The sequence below is a fragment of the Streptomyces sp. NPDC002884 genome (genome assembly GCF_040295245.1).
GTDB lineage: Bacteria > Actinomycetota > Actinomycetes > Streptomycetales > Streptomycetaceae > Streptomyces.
On record NZ_JBEOVB010000016.1, the window covers coordinates 103864 to 122975 of the forward strand.

At 70.4% G+C, this 19112-nt stretch carries 17 protein-coding genes, 3 pseudogenes and 1 riboswitch; of the genes and pseudogenes, 13 read left to right on the top strand and 7 right to left on the bottom strand.

Features of this window, described 5'->3' with window-relative positions:
- Nucleotides 1-182: pseudogene (locus ABT070_RS28285) on the bottom strand (helix-turn-helix domain-containing protein); the annotation flags it as partial.
- A gap of 245 nt (nucleotides 183-427) precedes the next feature.
- On the opposite strand from ABT070_RS28285, the gene ABT070_RS28290 reads away from it, so the two are divergent.
- On the top strand, nucleotides 428-976 hold the full coding sequence (locus tag ABT070_RS28290; protein WP_351764696.1) for a DUF1062 domain-containing protein: 549 nt from the start codon (nucleotides 428-430) through the stop codon (nucleotides 974-976).
- Nucleotides 977-1462: 486 nt separating this feature from the next.
- Here ABT070_RS28290 and ABT070_RS28295 read toward each other — a convergent pair whose 3' ends face one another.
- Nucleotides 1463-1957 carry a lamin tail domain-containing protein gene (locus ABT070_RS28295; RefSeq protein WP_351764697.1) on the bottom strand — a complete coding sequence of 165 codons (495 nt, stop codon included), beginning with the start codon at nucleotides 1955-1957 and terminating at the stop codon, nucleotides 1463-1465.
- 196 nt (nucleotides 1958-2153) lie between these two features.
- Here ABT070_RS28295 and ABT070_RS28300 point away from each other — a divergent pair, with 196 nt between their 5' ends.
- Nucleotides 2154-2654 (top strand): cupin domain-containing protein, encoded by a 501-nt coding sequence (locus ABT070_RS28300; RefSeq protein ID WP_451101687.1) that lies wholly within the window; start codon nucleotides 2154-2156, stop codon nucleotides 2652-2654.
- Nucleotides 2655-2822: 168 nt separating this feature from the next.
- Here ABT070_RS28300 and ABT070_RS28305 read toward each other — a convergent pair whose 3' ends face one another.
- Nucleotides 2823-3314 (bottom strand): MarR family winged helix-turn-helix transcriptional regulator, encoded by a 492-nt coding sequence (locus ABT070_RS28305; RefSeq protein WP_351764698.1) that lies wholly within the window; start codon nucleotides 3312-3314, stop codon nucleotides 2823-2825.
- Between the two features lie 114 nt (nucleotides 3315-3428).
- Between ABT070_RS28305 and ABT070_RS28310 the strand changes: the two are divergent.
- The 3 genes and pseudogenes from ABT070_RS28310 to ABT070_RS28320 form a co-directional block, all read left to right on the top strand.
- A pseudogene (locus tag ABT070_RS28310) lies at nucleotides 3429-4792 on the top strand (pyridoxal phosphate-dependent decarboxylase family protein).
- A gap of 105 nt (nucleotides 4793-4897) precedes the next feature.
- Nucleotides 4898-5419: an AAA family ATPase gene (locus tag ABT070_RS28315; protein ID WP_351764699.1), complete on the top strand. Its 522-nt coding sequence runs from the start codon at nucleotides 4898-4900 to the stop codon at nucleotides 5417-5419.
- A 25-nt stretch (nucleotides 5420-5444) separates the two neighbouring features.
- Nucleotides 5445-5651, top strand: a pseudogene (locus tag ABT070_RS28320) (SulP family inorganic anion transporter); the annotation flags it as partial.
- Between the two features lie 49 nt (nucleotides 5652-5700).
- Here ABT070_RS28320 and ABT070_RS28325 read toward each other — a convergent pair.
- A complete protein-coding gene (locus tag ABT070_RS28325) occupies nucleotides 5701-6981 on the bottom strand; it encodes a YhgE/Pip domain-containing protein (protein WP_351764700.1) in 1281 nt (426 codons plus the stop codon).
- Nucleotides 6982-7151: 170 nt separating this feature from the next.
- Nucleotides 7152-8078, bottom strand: a complete 927-nt coding sequence (locus ABT070_RS28330; protein WP_351764701.1) for a TIGR03564 family F420-dependent LLM class oxidoreductase — start codon at nucleotides 8076-8078, stop codon at nucleotides 7152-7154.
- Between the two features lie 168 nt (nucleotides 8079-8246).
- Nucleotides 8247-8356, top strand: a riboswitch (SAM riboswitch).
- Nucleotides 8357-8614: 258 nt separating this feature from the next.
- Between ABT070_RS28330 and ABT070_RS28335 the strand changes: the two genes are divergently transcribed.
- The 6 genes from ABT070_RS28335 to ABT070_RS28360 are packed head-to-tail and all read left to right on the top strand — an operon-like array spanning nucleotide 8615 to nucleotide 15514.
- Nucleotides 8615-10255, top strand: coding sequence for an ABC transporter substrate-binding protein (locus tag ABT070_RS28335; protein WP_351764702.1), 1641 nt, complete (start codon nucleotides 8615-8617; stop codon nucleotides 10253-10255).
- On the top strand, nucleotides 10252-11334 hold the full coding sequence (locus ABT070_RS28340; protein WP_351764703.1) for an ABC transporter permease: 1083 nt from the start codon (nucleotides 10252-10254) through the stop codon (nucleotides 11332-11334). Before ABT070_RS28335 ends, ABT070_RS28340 begins: the two co-directional genes overlap by 4 nt.
- 3 nt (nucleotides 11335-11337) lie before the next feature.
- Nucleotides 11338-12285, top strand: coding sequence for an ABC transporter permease (locus ABT070_RS28345; RefSeq protein ID WP_351764704.1), 948 nt, complete (start codon nucleotides 11338-11340; stop codon nucleotides 12283-12285).
- The gene (locus ABT070_RS28350; protein WP_351764705.1) at nucleotides 12278-14044 is read left to right on the top strand and encodes a dipeptide ABC transporter ATP-binding protein; all 1767 of its coding nucleotides are present in this window, start codon (nucleotides 12278-12280) and stop codon (nucleotides 14042-14044) included. The genes ABT070_RS28345 and ABT070_RS28350 overlap by 8 nt, the downstream gene beginning before the upstream one ends.
- Nucleotides 14041-15267: a dipeptidase gene (locus ABT070_RS28355; RefSeq protein ID WP_351764706.1), complete on the top strand. Its 1227-nt coding sequence runs from the start codon at nucleotides 14041-14043 to the stop codon at nucleotides 15265-15267. Before ABT070_RS28350 ends, ABT070_RS28355 begins: the two co-directional genes overlap by 4 nt.
- A 7-nt stretch (nucleotides 15268-15274) precedes the next feature.
- A complete protein-coding gene (locus ABT070_RS28360) occupies nucleotides 15275-15514 on the top strand; it encodes a DUF6059 family protein (protein ID WP_351764707.1) in 240 nt (79 codons plus the stop codon).
- A 642-nt stretch (nucleotides 15515-16156) separates the two neighbouring features.
- Here ABT070_RS28360 and ABT070_RS28365 read toward each other — a convergent pair.
- On the bottom strand, nucleotides 16157-16408 hold the full coding sequence (locus ABT070_RS28365) for an acyl carrier protein (RefSeq protein ID WP_351764708.1): 252 nt from the start codon (nucleotides 16406-16408) through the stop codon (nucleotides 16157-16159).
- A gap of 148 nt (nucleotides 16409-16556) precedes the next feature.
- On the opposite strand from ABT070_RS28365, the gene ABT070_RS28370 reads away from it, so the two are divergent.
- Both ABT070_RS28370 and ABT070_RS28375 read left to right on the top strand, forming a co-directional pair.
- Entirely contained in the window at nucleotides 16557-16832 is a 276-nt protein-coding gene (locus ABT070_RS28370) for an acyl carrier protein (RefSeq protein WP_351764709.1), read from the top strand.
- A complete protein-coding gene (locus tag ABT070_RS28375) occupies nucleotides 16829-17986 on the top strand; it encodes a bis-aminopropyl spermidine synthase family protein (protein ID WP_351764710.1) in 1158 nt (385 codons plus the stop codon). Before ABT070_RS28370 ends, ABT070_RS28375 begins: the two co-directional genes overlap by 4 nt.
- On the opposite strand, the gene ABT070_RS28380 is transcribed toward ABT070_RS28375, so the two are convergent.
- On the bottom strand, nucleotides 17938-18930 hold the full coding sequence (locus ABT070_RS28380; RefSeq protein ID WP_351764711.1) for a BtrH N-terminal domain-containing protein: 993 nt from the start codon (nucleotides 18928-18930) through the stop codon (nucleotides 17938-17940). The genes ABT070_RS28375 and ABT070_RS28380 overlap by 49 nt on opposite strands.
- Nucleotides 18931-19112 lie beyond the last annotated feature (182 nt).

Genomic DNA, 19112 nt, shown 5'->3' on the forward strand with positions numbered 1-19112 from the left:
ACGGCCGGTACGGCCGGTACGGCCGGTACGGCCGGTACGGCCGGTGCGGACCAGGATCCGGTCCCCGGTGGCTTTGCGGATGCGGCCCAGGGAACGGCTCATCGCCGGTGCGGTGACCTGGATGCGGGCCGCGGCGCGGCCACGCTTCCCTCTTCGGGCAGCGCGTCCAGAGCCGTGAGCAGGTTCTGATGTCAAGTCGGGCCAACGGCAGGGGAGTCGGCCGGACGGATGCCGGCGCTGAGTCGCTCGAAATCCGGTGGAACAGCGCCGCCGCCTGCCACTACCGTGCTGCCGAACCGAGTCGTCCAGGCAAGGAAGTGCCGTTGTACACCGTGTGAGACCTCCCGAGTGCTGATTCGTCGCGCGTCGCACCTGTGCGCCGCGCTGCTTTTTGCTGCGGACTTCTCACTGAAACCGGTGTACTTCTGTGCTCGAAAACTGGGTGGTCGTGCCCACCTGCCTGCCGACCGTTCTCCGCCGCTGCCACGCGTGCGCGTCCGAGCGTTTCGGGGCAAGCGGAAAATTCCGCGTCAACGCGCACCACAAGCTCCTCGACGTCTGGCTCCTCGTGCTCTGCACCTCCTGCGGGGAAACCGCGAAGCTCACGGTCCTGGAGCGGGTGAACGTGCGCTCCGTACGACCTGAGCTGCTGGACCGGCTGCATGACAACGACCCTGGTCTGACAGCTGAGTTGCTCCAGGATCCGGGTGTGCGGCACCGCAACCGCATCGCCCTCGACTGGGACGGTGCCTGGCGCCTCGACACCGGCGGTTCGGACTGCCCGGGCCGCGAGGCGATCGAGGTCTCGGTCCGCTTCGCGGCCCGGATACCGGTTCGGCCGGTGCGGCTGATCGCCGAGGGGTGCGGGCTTTCGCGGGCCGAGGTGGAGCGACTGATCACGGAGGGGAAGCTCGTCTCGGCAGTCCGGCTGAGCGGCAAGCTCACCGGCGACTTCACCTTCACGCTCAAGCGCTGAGCCTTCCTCAGGGCCGGCCGAGGCCAAGGTCAAGGCCAAGGCCAGAGTCAAGAGTCAAGAGTCAGGAGGCAGAAGCCAGGGGCCTGTCCGGCAGGATCCGCCGGACAGGCCCCTGGTGCTCCCGGCGTAATGCGTGATCTTGACTGCGGGGCTCTGGGCCAGGGTCCTGACCATGCAGCCGTACTCCCTCGCAGTCCTGTCCCCGCCCGCCTTCCAGCGGGCGGCCCCACCGGATCTCCACTCCCTCCGAGCGTTCCTCGAAGGAGCCGTCGGAGCGGTGCCCGCTGCCCGCGCGCCGAGTCCACGCGCCGTCAGCGACCACCGACCGGAGTCCTCCATGCGGGCTGCACCCGTACGTCCCTTGCTCCACATCTCCCTCGCCGCCACTTCCTGGGGCAGTGCCGGCGCCCGTGCTGTCATCCGCCACCGCGGCGGACCGACCGAGGATGCCTCTCGCCGCCGTGGGAAGGATGACTCGGCGGGGTGTCAGCCGTGGTAGTTGATGTAGCCGTTGCCGTCGGCGTCGTTGGCACGCTTGGTGTAGGAGTGGACGTCCGCCTTGGCGCCGGTCGGCTTGAGCAGGTAGATGGTGTCCTTGTCGTTGTTCCAGATGAAGTTGCAGTTCTGGCGGTAGACGACGTTGCCCGCGTCGGAGTCGGTGCCCTTGCCGCCGCGCAGCTTCACGTAGTCGCCCGGCTCGAGCTTGTGGCCGGCGGTGAAGGTGAACTTGTTGCCCGTGGCGTCCTTGACGACGTAGCCCTTGAGGTCGACGGTCGCGGTGCGGGAGTAGTTCTTGATCGTCAGGTACTCGTTCTTGGTGTTGCCGCCGGAGCACCGGTTGGAGTCGCTGCCGGGGGCGTCGTACTGGACGCCCTTGAACTTCAGCGCGGACGTGTACTCGGTGGCCTGGGCCGGTGCGGCGACGGTCACGGCGATCGTGCCCGCGGCGGCAACTGCGGCCAGGGTGTGGCGTATACGCATGAGGAATCCCCCCTCAGTGGTGCGAATGGAGCGCCTGGAGCCTATCGGAAGTGATGAGGAGGTGTTCCTCTCGTGTGCAGATGGTGAAGGCCGTGGTCGGGGCGGGCGCGGTGCCTGGCACCCTGGCACCGCCCCGGGCACGGCGACGTGACCGACGTCCCCCAGCTCAATCCCGGGCGTCGGACGGTACGACACCGTGAGCACGCTGTCGCGCCTGGAGTCGGGCCGGCGCTGCCCGACGCTCGACCTGCTCATCCCGCTCGCCCGCGCCCACCGCGTCGCGCTGGACCAGCTGGTGACGGCTCCGGCCACCGGAGATCCGCGGGTCCATCTGAAGCCTCGAAGCCGGGAGCGCGGAAGCGTCCTCGTCCCGCTGACGCAGTACCCGGGTCGGGTCCAGGTCTTCAAGCAGGTGCTTTCGCACCGCGAACCGAGACTGGTGACCCACGCCGGCTACGAATGGCTCTACGTGCTCGCCGGCCGGCTCCGGCTCATCCTCGGGGAGCGCGAGATCGTTCTCCGGCCGGGGGAGGTGGCCGAGTTCGACACCGGTGAACCCCACTGGTTCGGTCCCGCCGACGCCGAAGCGGTGGAAATCCTGCACCTGTTCGGCCCGCACGGCGACCAGGCCGTCGTCCGCACCGCCCCGCCGGCGAGCGCCGAGGGGCACCCCCGGAGTCAGACGGGACCGAGCTGACCGCACTCCAGGATCCCAGGGGGCGATGAGTCCCGTTGCGTTTGCCGGTCTCCTCCACAGCACGCGACGAACCGCACCGAGGCCGCCCGCGCACGGCCCTGAACGACCAGGATCCGGCTCGGACGGGGTGCGCAGGCTTCCCCTCCGGGCCGCCGTCCCGCGCCCCTGTCAGCCGGCGGCCTCGCGCAGTGCCTTGTCGATCTCGCTCAGGGCGCCGGTCAACCGCGTGTAGTCGTCGGTGGTCAACGGTTCGACGAAGAACTTCTCCACCATGCGGGCATGGACGGCCGCGGCGCGCACGAAGGTCGCTCGGCCCTCGGCGGTCGGTTCCACGAGGGCCACCCGGCGGTCCTCGGGAGACGGCACGCGGCGGACCAGGGCGGCCTCTTCCATCCGGTCGATGAGCCGGGTGGTGCCACTGCTGGTGAGCGTGAGGTCGTCGGCCAGCTGCCGCTGCGAGACCTCCTCGCCGGGGCTGCGACAGAGCCGGATGAGCACTTCCAGCATGGTGTGGCTGATCCCGCACTCCCGCCGCAGGGCGGCGTCGATCCGCTGTTCCAGGCGAGTCGCGGACCTGATCAGCAGGCCGAAGTCCCGGACGAGCCCACTGTTCGCGGCGCGAGCGGCGGCTGCGGTGTTCGGCTCGGACATGTCGTTCATCGCCGTGAGTTTACTGCCGGAGCACCTGCTGCCATCTCAATTGCTGAGCAGTCAATTGCTGATCAGTCACATAAATTCTAGAGTGGGCGCACCCCGAGGCTGAGAGGGGGATCAGTGGATCTGCAGCACTGGCTCGGTCGAGCCACACACGCGATACAGGACTGGGCCGACACCTTCGGCCCCTACCGGCCCCACCCGTCCCTCCAGGTGGACGACGAGCGCTTCGCGAGGCCTTCGAGCTGTTCACCGGACGGCTGCGGAACAACTATCCCTTCTTCCACCCGCACTACGCGGGCCAGATGCTCAAGCCCCCGCACCCCGCGGCCGTGGTCGGCTACCTCACGGCGATGCTGATCAACCCGAACAGCCACGCCCTGGACGGCGGTCCCGCCACCGCAGCGATGGAACGTGAGGTCGTCGGGCAGTTGGCCACGATGTTCGGCTACGACACCCATCTGGGGCACCTCACGACCAGCGGCACGATCGCCAACCTCGAAGCCCTGTTCGTGGCCCGCGAACTCCACCCCCGCCGCGGGATCGCCTACAGCGGGGACGCCCACTACACCCACGGCCGCATGTGTCACGTCCTCGGCGTGAAGGGGCACCCCGTGCCCACCGACGACCGGGGCCGTATGGATCTCGACGCGCTGGAGGACGTCCTGCGCACCGGCGAGGTCGGCACCGTCGTCCTCACCACCGGCACCACAGGACTGGGCGCCGTCGACCCCGTCCACCTGGCTCTGCCGATCGCCGAACGACACGGCGCCCGCGTCCATGTCGACGCCGCGTACGGCGGGTTCTTCACGCTCCTGGCCGGCGTCGACGGCCCCGAAGGGCTCTCGGCCGAGCCGTGGCGGGCCGTGGCCCGGTGCGACTCGGTCGTGGTCGACCCGCACAAGCACGGACTCCAGCCCTACGGCTGCGGCGCCGTCCTCTTCCGCGACCCCGAGGTCGGCCGTTTCTACCTGCACGACTCGCCTTACACCTACTTCACCTCAGCCGAACTCCACCTCGGCGAGATCAGCCTGGAGTGCTCGCGCGCCGGCGCCTCCGCCGCCGCCCTGTGGCTCACCTTCCAGCTCCTCCCGCCCACACCCGACGGCCTTGGCAACGTCCTGGCGGCCGGGCGAAGGGCGGCACTGAGATGGGCGCAACTCATCGACGAATCGCAGTACTTGACGCTCTATCAACAGCCTGAACTGGACATCGTCAGCTACTTTCCCACCGTCGGCCCGGCCTCCCTGACCGCCGTCGACGCGGCCTCCGTCCGCATCCTGGCCGACGGCATGACCGGTCCCGACCCGACCTTCCTGAGCACCCTCAAGGCCGACCGTGAGGCGTTCACCGCACGGCACCCCGAGGTCACCGCCGACGCCGACGGCGCCCGGATTCTCCGGAGCGTGCTGATGAAGCCGGAGTCCGAGCAGCACGTCGAAAACCTGCACGACCGGGTCGAGCGGCTCGCCAGGGCCCGCTGACCGCAGGAGAACGGCGACGGGAGTGCCACCCGGTCCCACCCGGCCCGGTGGCAGTTCCGGCCCGAACCCGTCTTCGCCGCCCGTGCGGCGCTAGCGTGAGGGCGCATGATCGTATGGCTCAACGGCACCCACGGCGCGGGCAAGACGACGACCAGTGCACTCGTGCAGCAACTGATCCCGGATTCCAGGGTGTTCGACGCCGAGAAGGTCGGGGAGACACTCATGGACATCACGCCGGGGCTGCCCGCGACGGACAACTTCCAGCACTGGCCGCCATGGCGGCCGCTCGTCGTCGAGACCGCCCGCCGTGTACTCGACTACACCGGCGGCACCCTGGTGATGCCCATGACGGTCCTGGTCGAGCGGTACTGGCGCGAGATCAGCACGGGCCTCGCCCACCATGCCGTCCCGGTGCGGCACTTCGTCCTCCATGCCGACGAGGACACCCTCCGCGGGCGCATCGAGGGGGACACCGTCCTCGGCCCCTCCTCGTTCCGCCTGAAATACCTCGAGCCCTACGCCGAGGCGGCCCGCACGTGGCTGCACGACGAGGCCGAGGTCGTCGACACCACGCACCTCACCCCCGCCCAGGCCGCCCAGCGGATCGCGGAGGCCGTCAGGAGGTGAATCCGGGCTCGCGAGTCAGCCTGCGGGGCAGTTTCCTCACGCCACCGACCCCGACAAGGCCGTCATCGACCTGTCCGCCGCCCACATCCGGGACGCCTCCTCCGAGGCCGCCCCGGACGCCGTCGAGACGTACGCCCAGGGCGGCGGGAGCGGCAGGAGCGTCGGGATCATCGGACCGGACGAGCCCGGCGCCCGGATCCACGAGCCGCTCGGCGGCGCGCTCGCGGGCAGCCGCCGACCGGCGCGCGGGCCCGACCGGGGGCGGCGGTCGGCGGGTGCGCTCAGGTGGGCTGCGGGGTGAGGCGCTTGTGGCCCTTGCGGTCGTAGTAGGCGGCCATCGCGAAGCCGAAGAGGAGACCGAGGGCCGCGCCGATCGCGATCATGATCCAGGCCCGGGTCAGCCCGGCGTCGCCGCGCGCGTCGAAGTAGAGGATCGCCCGGACGCCGTCGCTGAGCTGGCGCATGGGCTCGAAGTGGGACAGGAAACGGTAGAAGCCGGGGACCGCTTCGAGGGGGACGGTGGCGCCCGAGGAGGGCAGGCCGAGCACGATGAACACGAACATGGACACCAGCTGGCCGATCCCGCCGAAGGCCGCGTTGATGGCCTGGACGCCGAGGCCGACCGCGAGGGTCGCACAGTAGGAGTAGATCCACAGCAGCGGGATGTGGGTGGCGTCCATGCCGAGGACGCCGACGCAGGCGAGCAGGACGAGGGAGACGCTGAGGACCGAGATGCCTGCCGTCATGGCCATCTTCAGCAGCAGTGTCTGGGTGCGGTCGATCGGCACCGTGGGCAGCCGGGTGTGCCAGGGGCCGATCTCGTTGTCCGCGTAGCCGAGAGCGGTGTCCACGCCGTTGCTGATGACGTTGCCGCCCATGAAGCCGGCCAGCACGAGCAGCAGGGTGTAGTAGAAGGCGCTCAGACCGAGGCCGCTGTGGTTGCCCAGGGGGTGGCCGACCTGGGTGACGACGTTCACCGGGTCGGCGAGCAGCAGCTTGGTCGTGGAGTTCGCTCCCGAGGCGGCGGCCGTCAGCTGTTTGCCGATGGACTGCGAGGACTGCTGGGCCGCCGCCGTGGTGATCTTGCTCGCGAGGGAGGAGCCGAGGCTGCCCTTGGCGGGGTTGGTCAGCACGGTCATGGTGGGGCGCGCGGTCGCGTTCGCGCTGGTGAGTGCGGCGACGGAGTCGGTGAAGTCCGCGGGGACGACCAGTGCGCCGTACACCTTGCCCGAGTCCAGCTCGTCCTGGGCCTGGGCCCGGGTCAGCTGCCTCCAGTCGGCCGTGCCGCTGGAGGTGTCCGAGGTGATGGCCGCGGCCACCTGGGTGCCGAGGTTCTGTTTCTGCCCGGCCGGCGGCTTGCCGGTGTCGCTGTTGACGAGTGCGATCGGCAGGTCGTGCAGGTCGCTCTGCGGGCTGACGATGCCGCCCATGTAGAGCAGCGACAGCAGCAGGGCGAGCAACCCGGTGAGGATCGTGGGCACCAGCCACAGCTTGGGGCGGCGCAGGAGCGTGGCAGCGCGTGCTTGCGGGCGGGTGCCGGGGGTCGAGCCGTCGGCGGTCATGGTTCTCCGTCGTGTGTGGGGCCTGGCGGGTGGGTGCCCGCTGTGGGGCCGGCCGCCATGGGCCGCCGGCCGGGATGAACGGGTACGGCGAGTCGCCCCAAGTCTCCTCGCACCTCGGTCCGGTGGAGCGCAGACAGTCTGTTCACCGGCGCGGCGCCAGCCGGATGGGGTCACCCGGGCCAGCCGTTCGCCAGTTCTCCGAGCAGTTTCCAGGTGCGGCGCCGGTCGTCCTCGCCGCCGAGGTCCGTCGCGGTGAACACCACCTCGGTGGCCCCGGCCTCGCGGTAACGGCGTACCTCGGCCGCGACGGTCTCCTCGTCGCCGATGACGGCGAGGTCGGCGGCGCGCGTGGCGCCGGAGAGACCTATGACCCGCTGGTAGGAGGGGAACTGCTCGTAGAACGCGAGTGCCCCGGTCGCGATTCGGCGTACGGCCTCGACGTCGGCGGTGACCACACCGGGCACGAAGGCCACGATCCGGGGCGCCGGGCGGCCCGCCGCCCGGGCCGCGGCGGTGACGGCCGGGACGATGTGCTCGGCCAGGGCGCGCGGGCCGGCCAGCAACGGCAGGATGCCGTCGGCGAGTTCACCGGAGGCGCGCAGGGCCTGCGGTGCCATGGCCGCGACCAGGAGCGGCACCGGCGGTTCGGCGCCCGGCACCGTCGCCGGCAGCGGGGTGGTCGCGGTGAGCAACTCGCCGTGGAAGTCGGAGGCCCCCGTCTCGACCAACTGACGCAGAGCGGTGAGGAACTCGCGGAGCCGGGCTATCGGGCGCTCGTAGGGGATGCCGAAGCCCGTCTCGGTGAGGTGCTTGGTGCCGAGCGCGAGTCCGAGGTGGTAGCGGCCGCCGGTGGCGGCCTGGGCGGTCCGGGCCTGACTGGCGACGAGCAGCGGATGGCGGCCGAAGACGGGGATCGCGGCGGTGCCGACCTGCAGTCCCGGCACCTCGCGGCCGACGATCGCGGCCAGCGAGGGCGAGTCGTACCCGAAGGTCTGCCCGAACCACGCGGAGCGCAGTCCGGCCGCGTGGGCCTCCCGCGCGAGCCGCACAGTGGGGTCGATCCGGTTCTGGAGCGAAAGCGCTACACCGATGGTCATACACCCGCCAACTGCCCTGCTCGTGAAGGGAATTCCTCACCGCACATGACAAGCTCATGGCGGCCTCGTAACAGCACCCTGTGACCCTTGGACCTGCATGTCCGTGTGTCCCACCCGGCCAGGGAGAACCCTTGACGGCGAGAGAATCGCCGATCTACGGTGAGCGCGAGCTACGAGTTCCGGTGATCAAGCCCTGGCTGGCCGGACGGCAACCCTCGACGCGGCGGGGTGCCCCAGGTGAAGGCTCGGCGGATTTCCCAGTTCTGCAAGTGCGTTTCCCTCGGCCGGTGAGCCGACGACACTCCCAGGAGGACGGCATGGCAAGTGGCCTCGTGCTGTGCTCCCGACGTCATGTGGATCTGCTGCTGGTCTGCAGCTGTCTCTGTAGGAACTGACCGAGCCGTCGGCACGGAACCCGCCGGCGCACCTCCGCGTTCCTTCACCCTTCACTTCCACGCGACCACGCACGCCGTCCGGCAGGTCCTGCCCGGCGCGGCTCCCTCGCGTACCGACCCATGCGGAAGCAGAGACCAGACATGGCACAGCACAGCACGGCCAGACCGCTCCGGTCCGGCCTCGGCGCCCTTTCCCTCGGCACGGCGTTCCTGGTGGCCCTGACCGGCTGCACCAGCACCAAGGACGGCGGTGACACGGCCTCCGCCGAGGCGCTCACGATCGGCACGACGGACCAGGTGACCAGCCTCGACCCGGCGGGCGCCTGGGACGCGGGCTCCGGCACCATCGAGAGCGAGGTCTACTCCACCCTGCTCAGCGTGAAGAACGGCTCGACGGATGCCTCCCCGGACCTGGCCACCGGGATCGAGCTGACGGGACCCAAGGAGTACACGGTCACCCTCAAGAAGGGTCTGAAGTTCGCCAACGGGCACCAACTGACCTCGTCCGACGTCAAGTTCAGCTTCGACCGCACGCTGAAGATCGCCGATCAGAACGGCCCGTCCTCGCTCCTGTACAACCTCGCCTCGGTCGCCGCCCCGACCCCGGCCACCGTCGTCTTCACCCTCAAGTCGGCCGACGACACGCTCTTCCCCCAGGTGTTGTCCACGGCGGCCGGCTACGTCGTCGACGAGCAGCTCTTCCCGGCCGGCAAGATCCTCGACGACAAGGCGATCGTCGAGGGCAAGCCCTGGAGCGGACCGTACGGGGTCACGAGCTACGACAAGAACTCGCTGGTCTCCTTCACCGCCAACAGCGCCTACGAGGGCCAGCAGGGCGCCCCGAAGACGAAGAACGTCCAGCTCAAGTACTACACCGACGCCAGCAATCTGAAGCTCGACGTCCAGCAGGGCGGCATCGACGCCGTCTACCGCACGCTCACCACCGCCGACCTGGACGACCTGGCCAAGAAGAAGGACATCAAGGTCCACACCGGCTCCGGCAACGGCATCCGGTACATCGTCTTCGACTTCCAGACGCAGCCGTACGGCACCAAGACCAAGGACGCCGACCGGGCGAAGGCGCTGGCCGTTCGGCAGGCGGTCGCCGACTCCGTCGACCGGGCCCAACTCGCCCAGCAGGTCTACAAGAACAGCTACCAGCCGCTGTACAGCTCCGTGCCCGACGGCCTCACCGGAGCCACGCCCTCCTTCAAGTCGCTCTACGGGGACAAGAAGGGCGGCCCCGACAAGGCGGCAGCCGCGGCGAAGCTGAAGGCGGCGAAGGTGAGCACCCCGGTCACCCTCAACCTCCAGTACAACAGCGACCACTACGGCTCCTCCTCGGCCGACGAGTACGCGCTGATCAAGACCCAGCTGGAGGCCACCGGCCTGTTCAAGGTGAACCTGCAGTCGACCGAGTGGACCCAGTACGGCAAGGACCGCATCAAGCACCTGTACCCGCTCTACCAGCTCGGCTGGTACGCCGACTACCTCGACGCCGACAACTATCTCTCGCCCTTCTACTCGGCCAACAGCTGGGTCGCCAACGGCTACGACGACCCCGCCGTACGTGAGCTGATCCAGAAGGAGGAGACCGAGACAGACGCGACCGCGCGGGCGGAACTGCTCAAGCAGGCACAGGACAAGGCCGCCGCACAGGTGCCCCTGCTGCCGCTGGTCCAGGGCTCCACGGCGATCGTCACGCGTACCGACGTCAGCGGGGTGCCGGACGAGCTGACCAGCGCGTACACCTTCCGTTGGGCCGGGCTCTCGAAGAAGTGAGCGCCCTGACCCAGGACGCCCCCGGCGCCGTCACCACCCCGGTCGACGGCGCCGGCGGGTACGGACTCGCCCGCTATCTGGTGATCCGTTTCCTCCTCATCATCCCCACCGTGCTGATCCTGGTCAGCCTGGTCTTCTTCCTGACGCGCGCGACCGGCGACCCGATCAGCGCCGCCTTCGGCGACCGGCTCACCCCGGACCAGCTCCAGGCGAAGCTGCACCAGGCGGGCTACGACCGGCCGTTGCTCACCCAGTACCTGGAATACCTGAAGTCCCTCGCGACCGGCGACTTCGGACACACCGTCACCGACAACCAGCCGGTCACCCACGTGCTGGGCACCTATGGCGCAGCCACCCTCGAACTCGCCTCCTACGCCCTGCTCGTGGCCCTGCTCGTGGGCGTCCCGCTGGGCATGGTGGCGGCCTCCTACCGGGACCGCGCCCCCGACGCGGCCCTGCGGCTGTTCGCCGTCCTCACCTACGCCACCCCCGTCTTCTTCGTCGGCCTGCTGCTCAAGCTGGTCTTCGCGATCCAGCTCGGCTGGCTGCCCGCATCGGGCCGGGCGAGCACCGACGTCCAGCTCTTCCTCCAGAACCAGACCAGCACCACGGGGCTCTACCTCGTCGACGCCCTGCGCAGCGGCAACGGGGCGGCGGTCGCCGACGTCCTGCGGCACGCCGTACTGCCGGGCCTGGCCCTGGGGTTGCTCGTCGCGGGCATTCTTCTGCGCCTGGTCCGCACGAACCTGATCGGCACGCTGAACGCCGACTACGTCGAGGCCGCGCGCTCCCGTGGCGTCACGTCCTTCCGCCTGGTCACCCGGCACGCCACCCGACCCGCCCTGATCCCCGTGGTCACCGTCCTCGGCCTCCAGGTCGCCGGCCTCCTCGGCGGAGCGGTGCTGACGGAGACCACCTTCGAGTGGAAGGGCCTCGGCTACGAACTGGCCCACTATCTGGCGGCCCGTGACTTTCCGGCGGTGCAGGGCATCGTGGCCCTGTTCGCCGTCGTCGTGGCGGTGACGAACTTCCTCGTCGACGTCGTCGCGGCCCTGATCGACCCCCGAGTGAGGTACTGAGCCGTGGCGCAGGTTCTTCTACGACGGCTGCCGCTGCCCCTGCGGGCAAGCACGGGAGTGCAGCGGGCCATGCTGGTCACCGGGGTGGTCCTGACCGGGCTGTTCGTGCTGACCGCACTGGTCGGGCCGCTGCTCGCGCCCTACGGGTACGCCCAACTCCGCGACGACGGCGGACTGTTCGGCTCGCAGCAGCATCCGGGCGGCGAGCATCTGCTGGGCACCACCATCGCCGGCTACGACGTGCTGTCCCGCACGGTGTGGGGCGCCCGCACCGCCCTGGAGATCATCCTTGCCGCACTGCTGCTGTCGGTGGTCCCCGGCACGGTCCTCGGTCTGGTCTCCGGCTATCTCGGCGGCCGCCTGGACCGGCTCCTGGTGGGCCTGGCCGACGCGCTCTACGCGTTTCCGTCCCTGCTGCTCGCCATCGTCATGTCGATCGTGATCAGCGGTGGGCAGTCGAGCCTGGCCGGCGGCCTCGGCGCGGCGGCCTGCGCGGTCGCCGTCTCCTTCGTGCCCCAGTACTTCCGCGTCGTACGGGCCGAGGTGATCCGTGTGAAGGCGGAGCCCTTCGTGGACGCGGCCCGGGTGATCGGCACCGGAACCTGGCGGATCATGTTCCGGCACGTGCTGCGCAACTCGGTCCGCACCCTCCCGCTGATCTTCACGATCAACGCGTCGGAATCCATCCTCACCCTCGCCGGCCTCGGCTTCCTCGGCTTCGGGATCGAGCCCAACTCGGCCGCCGAGTGGGGCTACGACCTCAACCGCTCGGTCGCCGACGTCACTTCGGGTCTGTGGTGGACGGCGATCCCGCCCGGCCTCGCCATCGTCCTCACCGTGCTCGGCACCACCCTGCTCGGCGAGAGCCTGACCGACCTGGCCGACCCGAGGCTGCGGCGGCGTGGCGCCCCGGCCGTCGCCGGCCCGGAAGGAGACGCGGACGATGACTGACCTGCTGCGCATCGAGGACCTGCACGTCTCCTTCGCCACGGACGCCGGTACGGCCCCGGCCGTGCGGGGGGTGAGCCTGTCCGTCGCGCCCGGAGAGGTGCTGGCTCTGGTCGGCGAGAGCGGCAGCGGCAAGACCGTGACCGCCAGATCGGTCCTGGGCCTGCTGCCCGCCACCGCGTCCGTCCGGGGCCGCGTACTGCTGGGTGACGGCACCGCCGACCCGGCCGACGACGTCCTCACGGCGTCCCCCGCGAGCCTTCGCGAACTGCGCGGCACACGCGCCGCGATGGTGTTCCAGGAGCCGTCCACCGCGCTGAATCCGGTGTTCACCGTCGGGTGGCAACTCACCGAGGGGCTGCGCGCCCACGGCCATGGCGGCAGCGGGGCCGAACGCCGGGCACTGGCCGTCGAATGGCTCGACAAGGTCGGCATCCCGGACCCGGCCACCCGCGTCGACCACTACCCGCACCAGCTCTCCGGCGGCCAGAAGCAGCGCGCCGTCATCGCCATGGCCCTCGCCCTCGGCACCCGGCTCATCGTGGCCGACGAACCCACCACGGCCCTGGACGTCACCGTCCAGGCGGAGATCCTGGAACTGCTCCACCGCTGCCGCACCGACTTCGGCACCGCCGTCCTCCTCATCACCCACAACATGGGCGTGGTCGCCGACCTCGCGGACCGGGTCGCGGTGATGAGCGAGGGCGAGGTCGTCGAACAGGCCCCGGTCCGCGAGCTGTTCGCGGCGCCGGCCCACCCGTACACGCGAGAACTGCTGGCCGCCGTACCCGTCTTCGGCGGCGGAGGCCGCACGCAGGCTCCCGCACCGGACGACGCACAGCCGGTCGTACGGGCCTCCGGCCTGGTCGTGGACTTTCCCGGCCGGTTGCGTGGGAAGGGCTTTCGGGCGGTGGACGGCGTGAGCTTCGAGATCGGGCCGGGGGAGGTGCTCGGGCTGGTGGGGGAGAGCGGCAGCGGCAAGACCACCATCGGCCGGGCCGTCGCCGGGCTGACGGCCACGACCGCGGGGCGACTGCACGTGTTCGGGGAGCAGTCGACGGCCCGCCGCCGCACCCGCGGCCGGGCCGGCCACATCGGCTACGTCTTCCAGGACCCCGCCGCAAGCTTCAACCCGCTGCTGACCGTCGCCGACAGCATCGCGGAACCCCTGATCGTCCACCGGCGCGAACTGGGGGCCAAGGCCGTCCGGGCCGAGGCCGAGGCGCTGCTGGAGTCCGTCCACCTGCCCCGCTCCTACGCCGACCGCTACCCCCACGAGCTCAGCGGCGGCCAGCGCCAGCGTGCCGCCCTGGCCCGCGCGCTCGCCCTGCGGCCCCCGCTGCTGATCGCCGATGAACCCACTTCGGCGCTCGACGTGTCCGTCCAGGCCAAGGTGCTCGACCTGTTCACCGAACTCCAGCGGGACCTGGGCTTCGCGGCGCTGTTCATCAGCCACGACCTCGCGGTGGTCGAACAGGTCGCCGACCGGGTCGTGGTCCTGCACCGCGGACGGATCGCCGCCTCGGGCCCCACGGCCCAGGTGCTGGGCGATCCGCAGGACGACTACACGCGACGGCTGGTGGCCGCCGTGCCCGTCGCCGACCCGGTCCGGCAGGCCCGCCGGCGTGACCGGCCCCTCGACGTCCCCGACATCCGGGAGGGCCCCGACGGCCCAGCCGTCCCCGACGACCCAGCCGTCCCCGACACCCTCGACCACCTCGACGACCTCGACGACCTCGACGAAGGAGTGGCAAGCCCATGACCGACACCACGACCGATCTGGTCGAAGAGGTGTTGCGCAGTACTCCGGTCGTCGACGGCCACAACGACCTGCCCGTCGCGCTGCGCGCCCGCTCCGGCTACAGCGTCGAGGGCCTCGCCGACGGTCGCCCGGACCTCCATACCGACCTGCCCCGACTCCGTGCCGGCGGGGTCGGCGCGCAGTTCTGGTCGGTGTACGTCTCCTCGGAACTGCCCGAGCCCGAGGCCGTGGTGGCGACTCTGGAACAGATCGACGCCGTCTACCGGCTCGTCGCCCGCTACCCCGGCACCCTGCGGATCGCCTACACCGCCGCCGATGTCGAGCGTGCGGTCGCCGACGGGCGGATCGCCTCCCTGCTCGGCGTCGAGGGCGGCCACAGCCTCGCCGAGTCGCCGGGCGTGCTGCGGTCGTACGCCAGGCTCGGCATCCGCTACGTGACCCTCACCCACAACGACAACACCTCCTGGGCGGACTCGGCCACCGACGAACCGCGCGTCGGCGGCCTGAACGGGACCGGACTGGCGATCGTCGCCGAACTCAACCGCACCGGCGTCCTCGTGGACCTCTCCCATGTCGCCGAGTCCACCCAACGGGCGGCTCTGGCCGCCTCCACCTCCCCGGTGCTCTTCAGCCACTCCTCCGTACGCGCCTTGAACGACCATCCGCGCAACGTCGCCGATCCGGTGCTGGAGCTGCTGCGGGAGAACGGCGGCGTCATCCAGCTCACCTTCGTCCCGTACTTCATCTCGGCCGAGGTCGCCGAGTGGGCACAGGAACTCCGGGCCGAGCGGGAACGCCTCGGACTGCCGGAGAGGTCCTGGTCCTGGCCGCGCGCACCCAGGCCGGGCGAGGATCCGGCCGGGGTCGCCGAGGAGAACACGGCGGGCTTCACCGCGCCCGCCGACGACCGGCTGCGGCGCTGGACGGAGGCGCACCCGCGCCCCGAGGTCACGGTGGCCCAGGTCGCCGATCATGTCGAGCACGCCCGCGAGGTGGCCGGGGTGGACCACATCGGTCTCGGCGGGGACTACGACGGCATCGACCACCAGCCCACCGGCCTCGCCGACGTGTCCCGCTACCCGGTCCTGCTGCGTGAACTCGCCGACCGCGGCTGGTCCCGGGCCGACCTGGAGGCCCTGACGGGCCGCAACGTGCTCCGCGTCCTGCGCGAGGCGGAACTGCGGGCGGCCGAGCCGCTGTGGCCGACGGCTCCGCTGCGGTGAGCGCACGGTGAAACGCGAACGCCGATGGGCCGATGCCGTCGCCCGGTGGACGCCGGGGCTCCTCGCGGTCGGATGCTGCCTGTGGGGACTTCCGGCGCCGGAGGTCCGCGTCGGCGGTCAGGAGCCCGGAGCCGCACGGGAGCGGGCCGGCCGGCTGCCGTCCGGCCACCCGGAGCGGCACGCCGCGCACATACCGCTGACGGACGTGGAGCGGGAACTCTGGTCCGCCCTGGATCTGAAGGCCTGAGCGACGCGTCGGCGAACGGCCGCTGGGGCTGGGGCGCCTCGCCGGACGGACGGGCGGACGGGCGGACGGACGGGCGGGCGGGGACGACCGGTCCGCTGTGCGGCGGCGGCGTAGAAACGCGTCGACGGCCGGAGGCGTCCGTCATTCGGGGGGCAGGTCGGGCCCCGTTCTGCCCTTGGCGTGGAGCTTGCTCTCCTCCTCGGCGGCCCTTTGCAGAATGGCCGCCGACCGTGGATTCATGCATTCCGACCGGGGGGATATTGCCCGAAGGTGACCGTCTTCACGTCCTGGTCGATGTCGATCCCGCGCTGGATCGCCTTGCGTACGCGCTGGTCGTCCAGAGGAGCCAGTGAGCCAGTGAGCCGTTGAGCCAGAGGTTGTAGTACCTGCCGGGGCGTGCCGGGAGATGAGTGAGAGCCCGGGCGTCGCCTTGAGGGTGGTGACGTTCCGCGGCGGTATGGCCTTCGCCACCTCGGCCTGAGGGGCACAGTGCGTCCAATGCCGATTTGTGATCAGAAAGGACGCGCTGCACGCCACCTCGGGGCCCCGGGCCGTCGCGCACCGGGATGCTTCCTGATCCACGTCACGGGTGTGTTCCTGGTTTGGATCATCCGCGCCGTGAACCCACGGCCGCCCGCACGCTCAGGTGCGGGGGAGGCTCGACAGGCTGTTCCACAGGGTCGACGGTGTCTCGAAGGTCTCCATGACCAGCATCTCGTCCGGCAGTTCCACCGAGAACCTGTCCTCCAGCTCCGCCACCAGGCCGAGCAACGTCAGCGAATCCAGGCCGAGTTCCGTCAGGCTCGCGTGCGCGTCGACGGGTGTCTCCTCGTCGAGGAAGGGGAGTGACTGCCGGAGCGCGGATTCGAAGTCGCTGTAGGAAAGGTCGTTCACGGGCTGCTCCTCGATGCCGTGGGGTCTACGGGCGACGGCTGCGCCGCCGTACCGGCCAGGGTAGTCCGTACGCGATCAAGAAGGGGAGCCCTTTCTGAAACAATCTGTTCATGTTTGGCCAATGATATCCCCGAGCAGGTATGCCGGTGTGACGAGTCATCAGAGGGATGAATTATTCTATGATGTATCCACACTTCTGAAATCGGTCGACGACACATTCGATCCGGACCGGATCGCGCCCGACGCGCATTTGCTTTCCCTCACCCTGGGATCCCTTCAGCTGCTGGAGTTCCTGAACCGGCTGGAGGAGCGGTTCCGAATCGCCATTCCCGATGAGGATCTCGTCGTCGACCGATTCTCGACCCTGGAGAAAATCGTCGCCTATGTCGCCTCGCGGCAGGCGGAAGCCGGGGACGGGCGGTGAGTGCGGAGCGACACGCCGCATGGTCCCGTGTCCTGCGGGCCGCGGGGCCGGACGAAGTGCGCGACCCGCGGGCCACGGTGCGCGCGGTGGCCCAGGTCGCCCGGCGGGCGCGGGGCGGCGGGCGGCTCGACGACATCGTCCGTGGCCCGACGACGGTCAACTCCGGGCTGTGGGTGGTCTCACGGATGTGCCGGGACGGAGCGGTGCGCGTCGACCCCGACGGCACGGTCCGGCCCACCGCCGGGATCCCGGACGCCCGCGACGACGGCGCGCCGGGATTAGTCGACCTCACGCTCGCCGACGGACTCGTCGACTGGGAAGTCCTGGCCGAGGTCCTGACCCGGCGCACCTACGCGCCGGACCCCGAACTGCACCAGAGCTTCGACACCTTCGCCTCGCTGCGGCGACGGCTCGCTGTCATGGACTACTACGACGACCTCGACGGCCGGACGGTGCTGCAGCTCGGCGACGACGAGATGTTCGGCGTGGCCATCGGGCTGGCGGACGGTGTGCGCCACGTGCATGTCGCGGACACCGACGAACGGGTGCTCAAGTCCATCGGGGACGAAGCGGCCCGCCTCGCGCTGGGCCTGACCACGCACGTCGTCGACGTGCGCCGGGACAGGCCGGATCTGTCCGGCGTGGACACCTTCTTCGTGAGCGGACTGAAGGACCCCGGCGGTCTCTTCCTGTTCGTGGCGACCGCCGTGTCGACCGTGGCAGGAGCGGGGGCGGTCGGCTACGTCAGCTTCGATCTCGACGTGTACCGCGCCGGCACCGGTTCCGACCCGGGTGGCGAGCCGGCCCAGCGGGAGGTGCTGCGGATGTTCGACCGGCTCGACTGCACCGTCACCGCCCTCCTGCCCGGCGACGACGGGCTGTTGGACGACTCCGTCCTGGCGGACCTGGGTGAGGCCACCCGCGCCGCGGCGTGGCACGCGGCCTCACCGGCGGAGCTCGGGGCACGGCTGCGGACACTGCTCGACCGGCGGCCCGCCGGCGCCGACCTGTCGCTCTACCAACCCGGATTCCCGCACGCCCAGCTCAGGCCCATCTCGCTCGCCCGGATCGAGACCGGCCCGGCGAGCAGACGGCTGGCGAGCCGCTACCTCGGCTTCCTGCAGAGCGCGGTGCCGGCAGCGGGCGGCGGCTGAGATCCGGTCACGGGATCCCGGGACACGGCGTCCTGTCCGGCGAGGGATTCCCGCAGTCTCGCGTTCCACTCGTTCTCCAGGGCCACCGTCTCGGTGATGAGATCGGCGATGCGCTGTACTGCCGCGGCTCCCTTCCGAAAGCGCAGGAAGAAGTAGTTCCGGGTCATCTCCCAGCGCCGGGAGAGGGCTTCCGCGTCGGCGGCCCGATCGTGCAGCAGCGGGAGCGCACAGGTCTCGGCGGCGGCCCGCAGGAAGCGCGCGTTCAGGGCGCGCTGGCTGGCCAGCTCGCCGAACCAGGCACTGACCTCGATCGTTCCCACGGGGCTGAGCGAGGCGAAGGCGTCCGGGGTGGCGCGCAGTTCGTCGGCGCACGCGGTCACCAGATCCGCGCCGGCGCAGGCGTCCGCGTTCTCCGCGACGACGGAGCGGAACCGCTCCCGTCGCCTCTCCTCGTGCGTCTCCTTCCGGGCCGCCCCCCGCGCTTCCCCGGAGGCGAGCGGGCCGGCTTTCACGACCACCGTGCGGTTCCGCCAGTCGGGGTCGCCCCTGCGCGCCTCTCCGAGCGCGTCCGAGGACATGGCGGTGAACAGCGTGGCGCTCTCCATGAAGCCGTCGAAGAGCGACCCCTGATAGCGGTCGACGATCCGCAACGCACCGGCCTTCTTCCCGCCGTTGCCGTTGCCGTTGCCGTTGCCGCCGCCGTCGTTGTCGTCGGCGGGATGGATCACTATCCGGTGTGAATGGTGCTGCTGCAGGTGGAACGAACTGTGGGGGACGTGGAAGGTGTCCACCCAGGCGATCACCGGATTTCCCTCCGAGAGCTGAGCCCGAATGTATTCCTCGGCTCGCTGCGAGTCGGCGTGATGAATATGGTCGGCGGTCAGGCCGTACCATTCGCCCAGGATCTCCTCGGGTGTCCGACGCTGGATCCCGATCTGTTCCACGGGCCATTCCGAGTCGACGGCGTCCGTCCTGCGGTGGTATCCCCAGTGATCTCCCAGAACGCTCGGATCGTGACCGAGCCAGGCCGCCGTGATGCCGAAAGTCGCCGAAATGCAGTCAAGTGCCAGGAAATCCCGGCCCGATGCGTCCTGCCGCTCCAAGAACTCCGCTCCTTCGTTGTCCA

Coding starts and splice junctions, on each gene's coding strand:
- ABT070_RS28295 (WP_351764697.1), bottom strand. CDS start 1,957: ATGCGTATACGCCACACCCTGGCCGCAGTTGCCGCCGCGGGCACGATC.
- ABT070_RS28305 (WP_351764698.1), bottom strand. CDS start 3,314: ATGAACGACATGTCCGAGCCGAACACCGCAGCCGCCGCTCGCGCCGCG.
- ABT070_RS28315 (WP_351764699.1), top strand. CDS start 4,898: ATGATCGTATGGCTCAACGGCACCCACGGCGCGGGCAAGACGACGACC.
- ABT070_RS28325 (WP_351764700.1), bottom strand. CDS start 6,981: ATGACCGCCGACGGCTCGACCCCCGGCACCCGCCCGCAAGCACGCGCT.
- ABT070_RS28330 (WP_351764701.1), bottom strand. CDS start 8,078: ATGACCATCGGTGTAGCGCTTTCGCTCCAGAACCGGATCGACCCCACT.
- ABT070_RS28335 (WP_351764702.1), top strand. CDS start 8,615: ATGGCACAGCACAGCACGGCCAGACCGCTCCGGTCCGGCCTCGGCGCC.
- ABT070_RS28350 (WP_351764705.1), top strand. CDS start 12,278: ATGACTGACCTGCTGCGCATCGAGGACCTGCACGTCTCCTTCGCCACG.
- ABT070_RS28355 (WP_351764706.1), top strand. CDS start 14,041: ATGACCGACACCACGACCGATCTGGTCGAAGAGGTGTTGCGCAGTACT.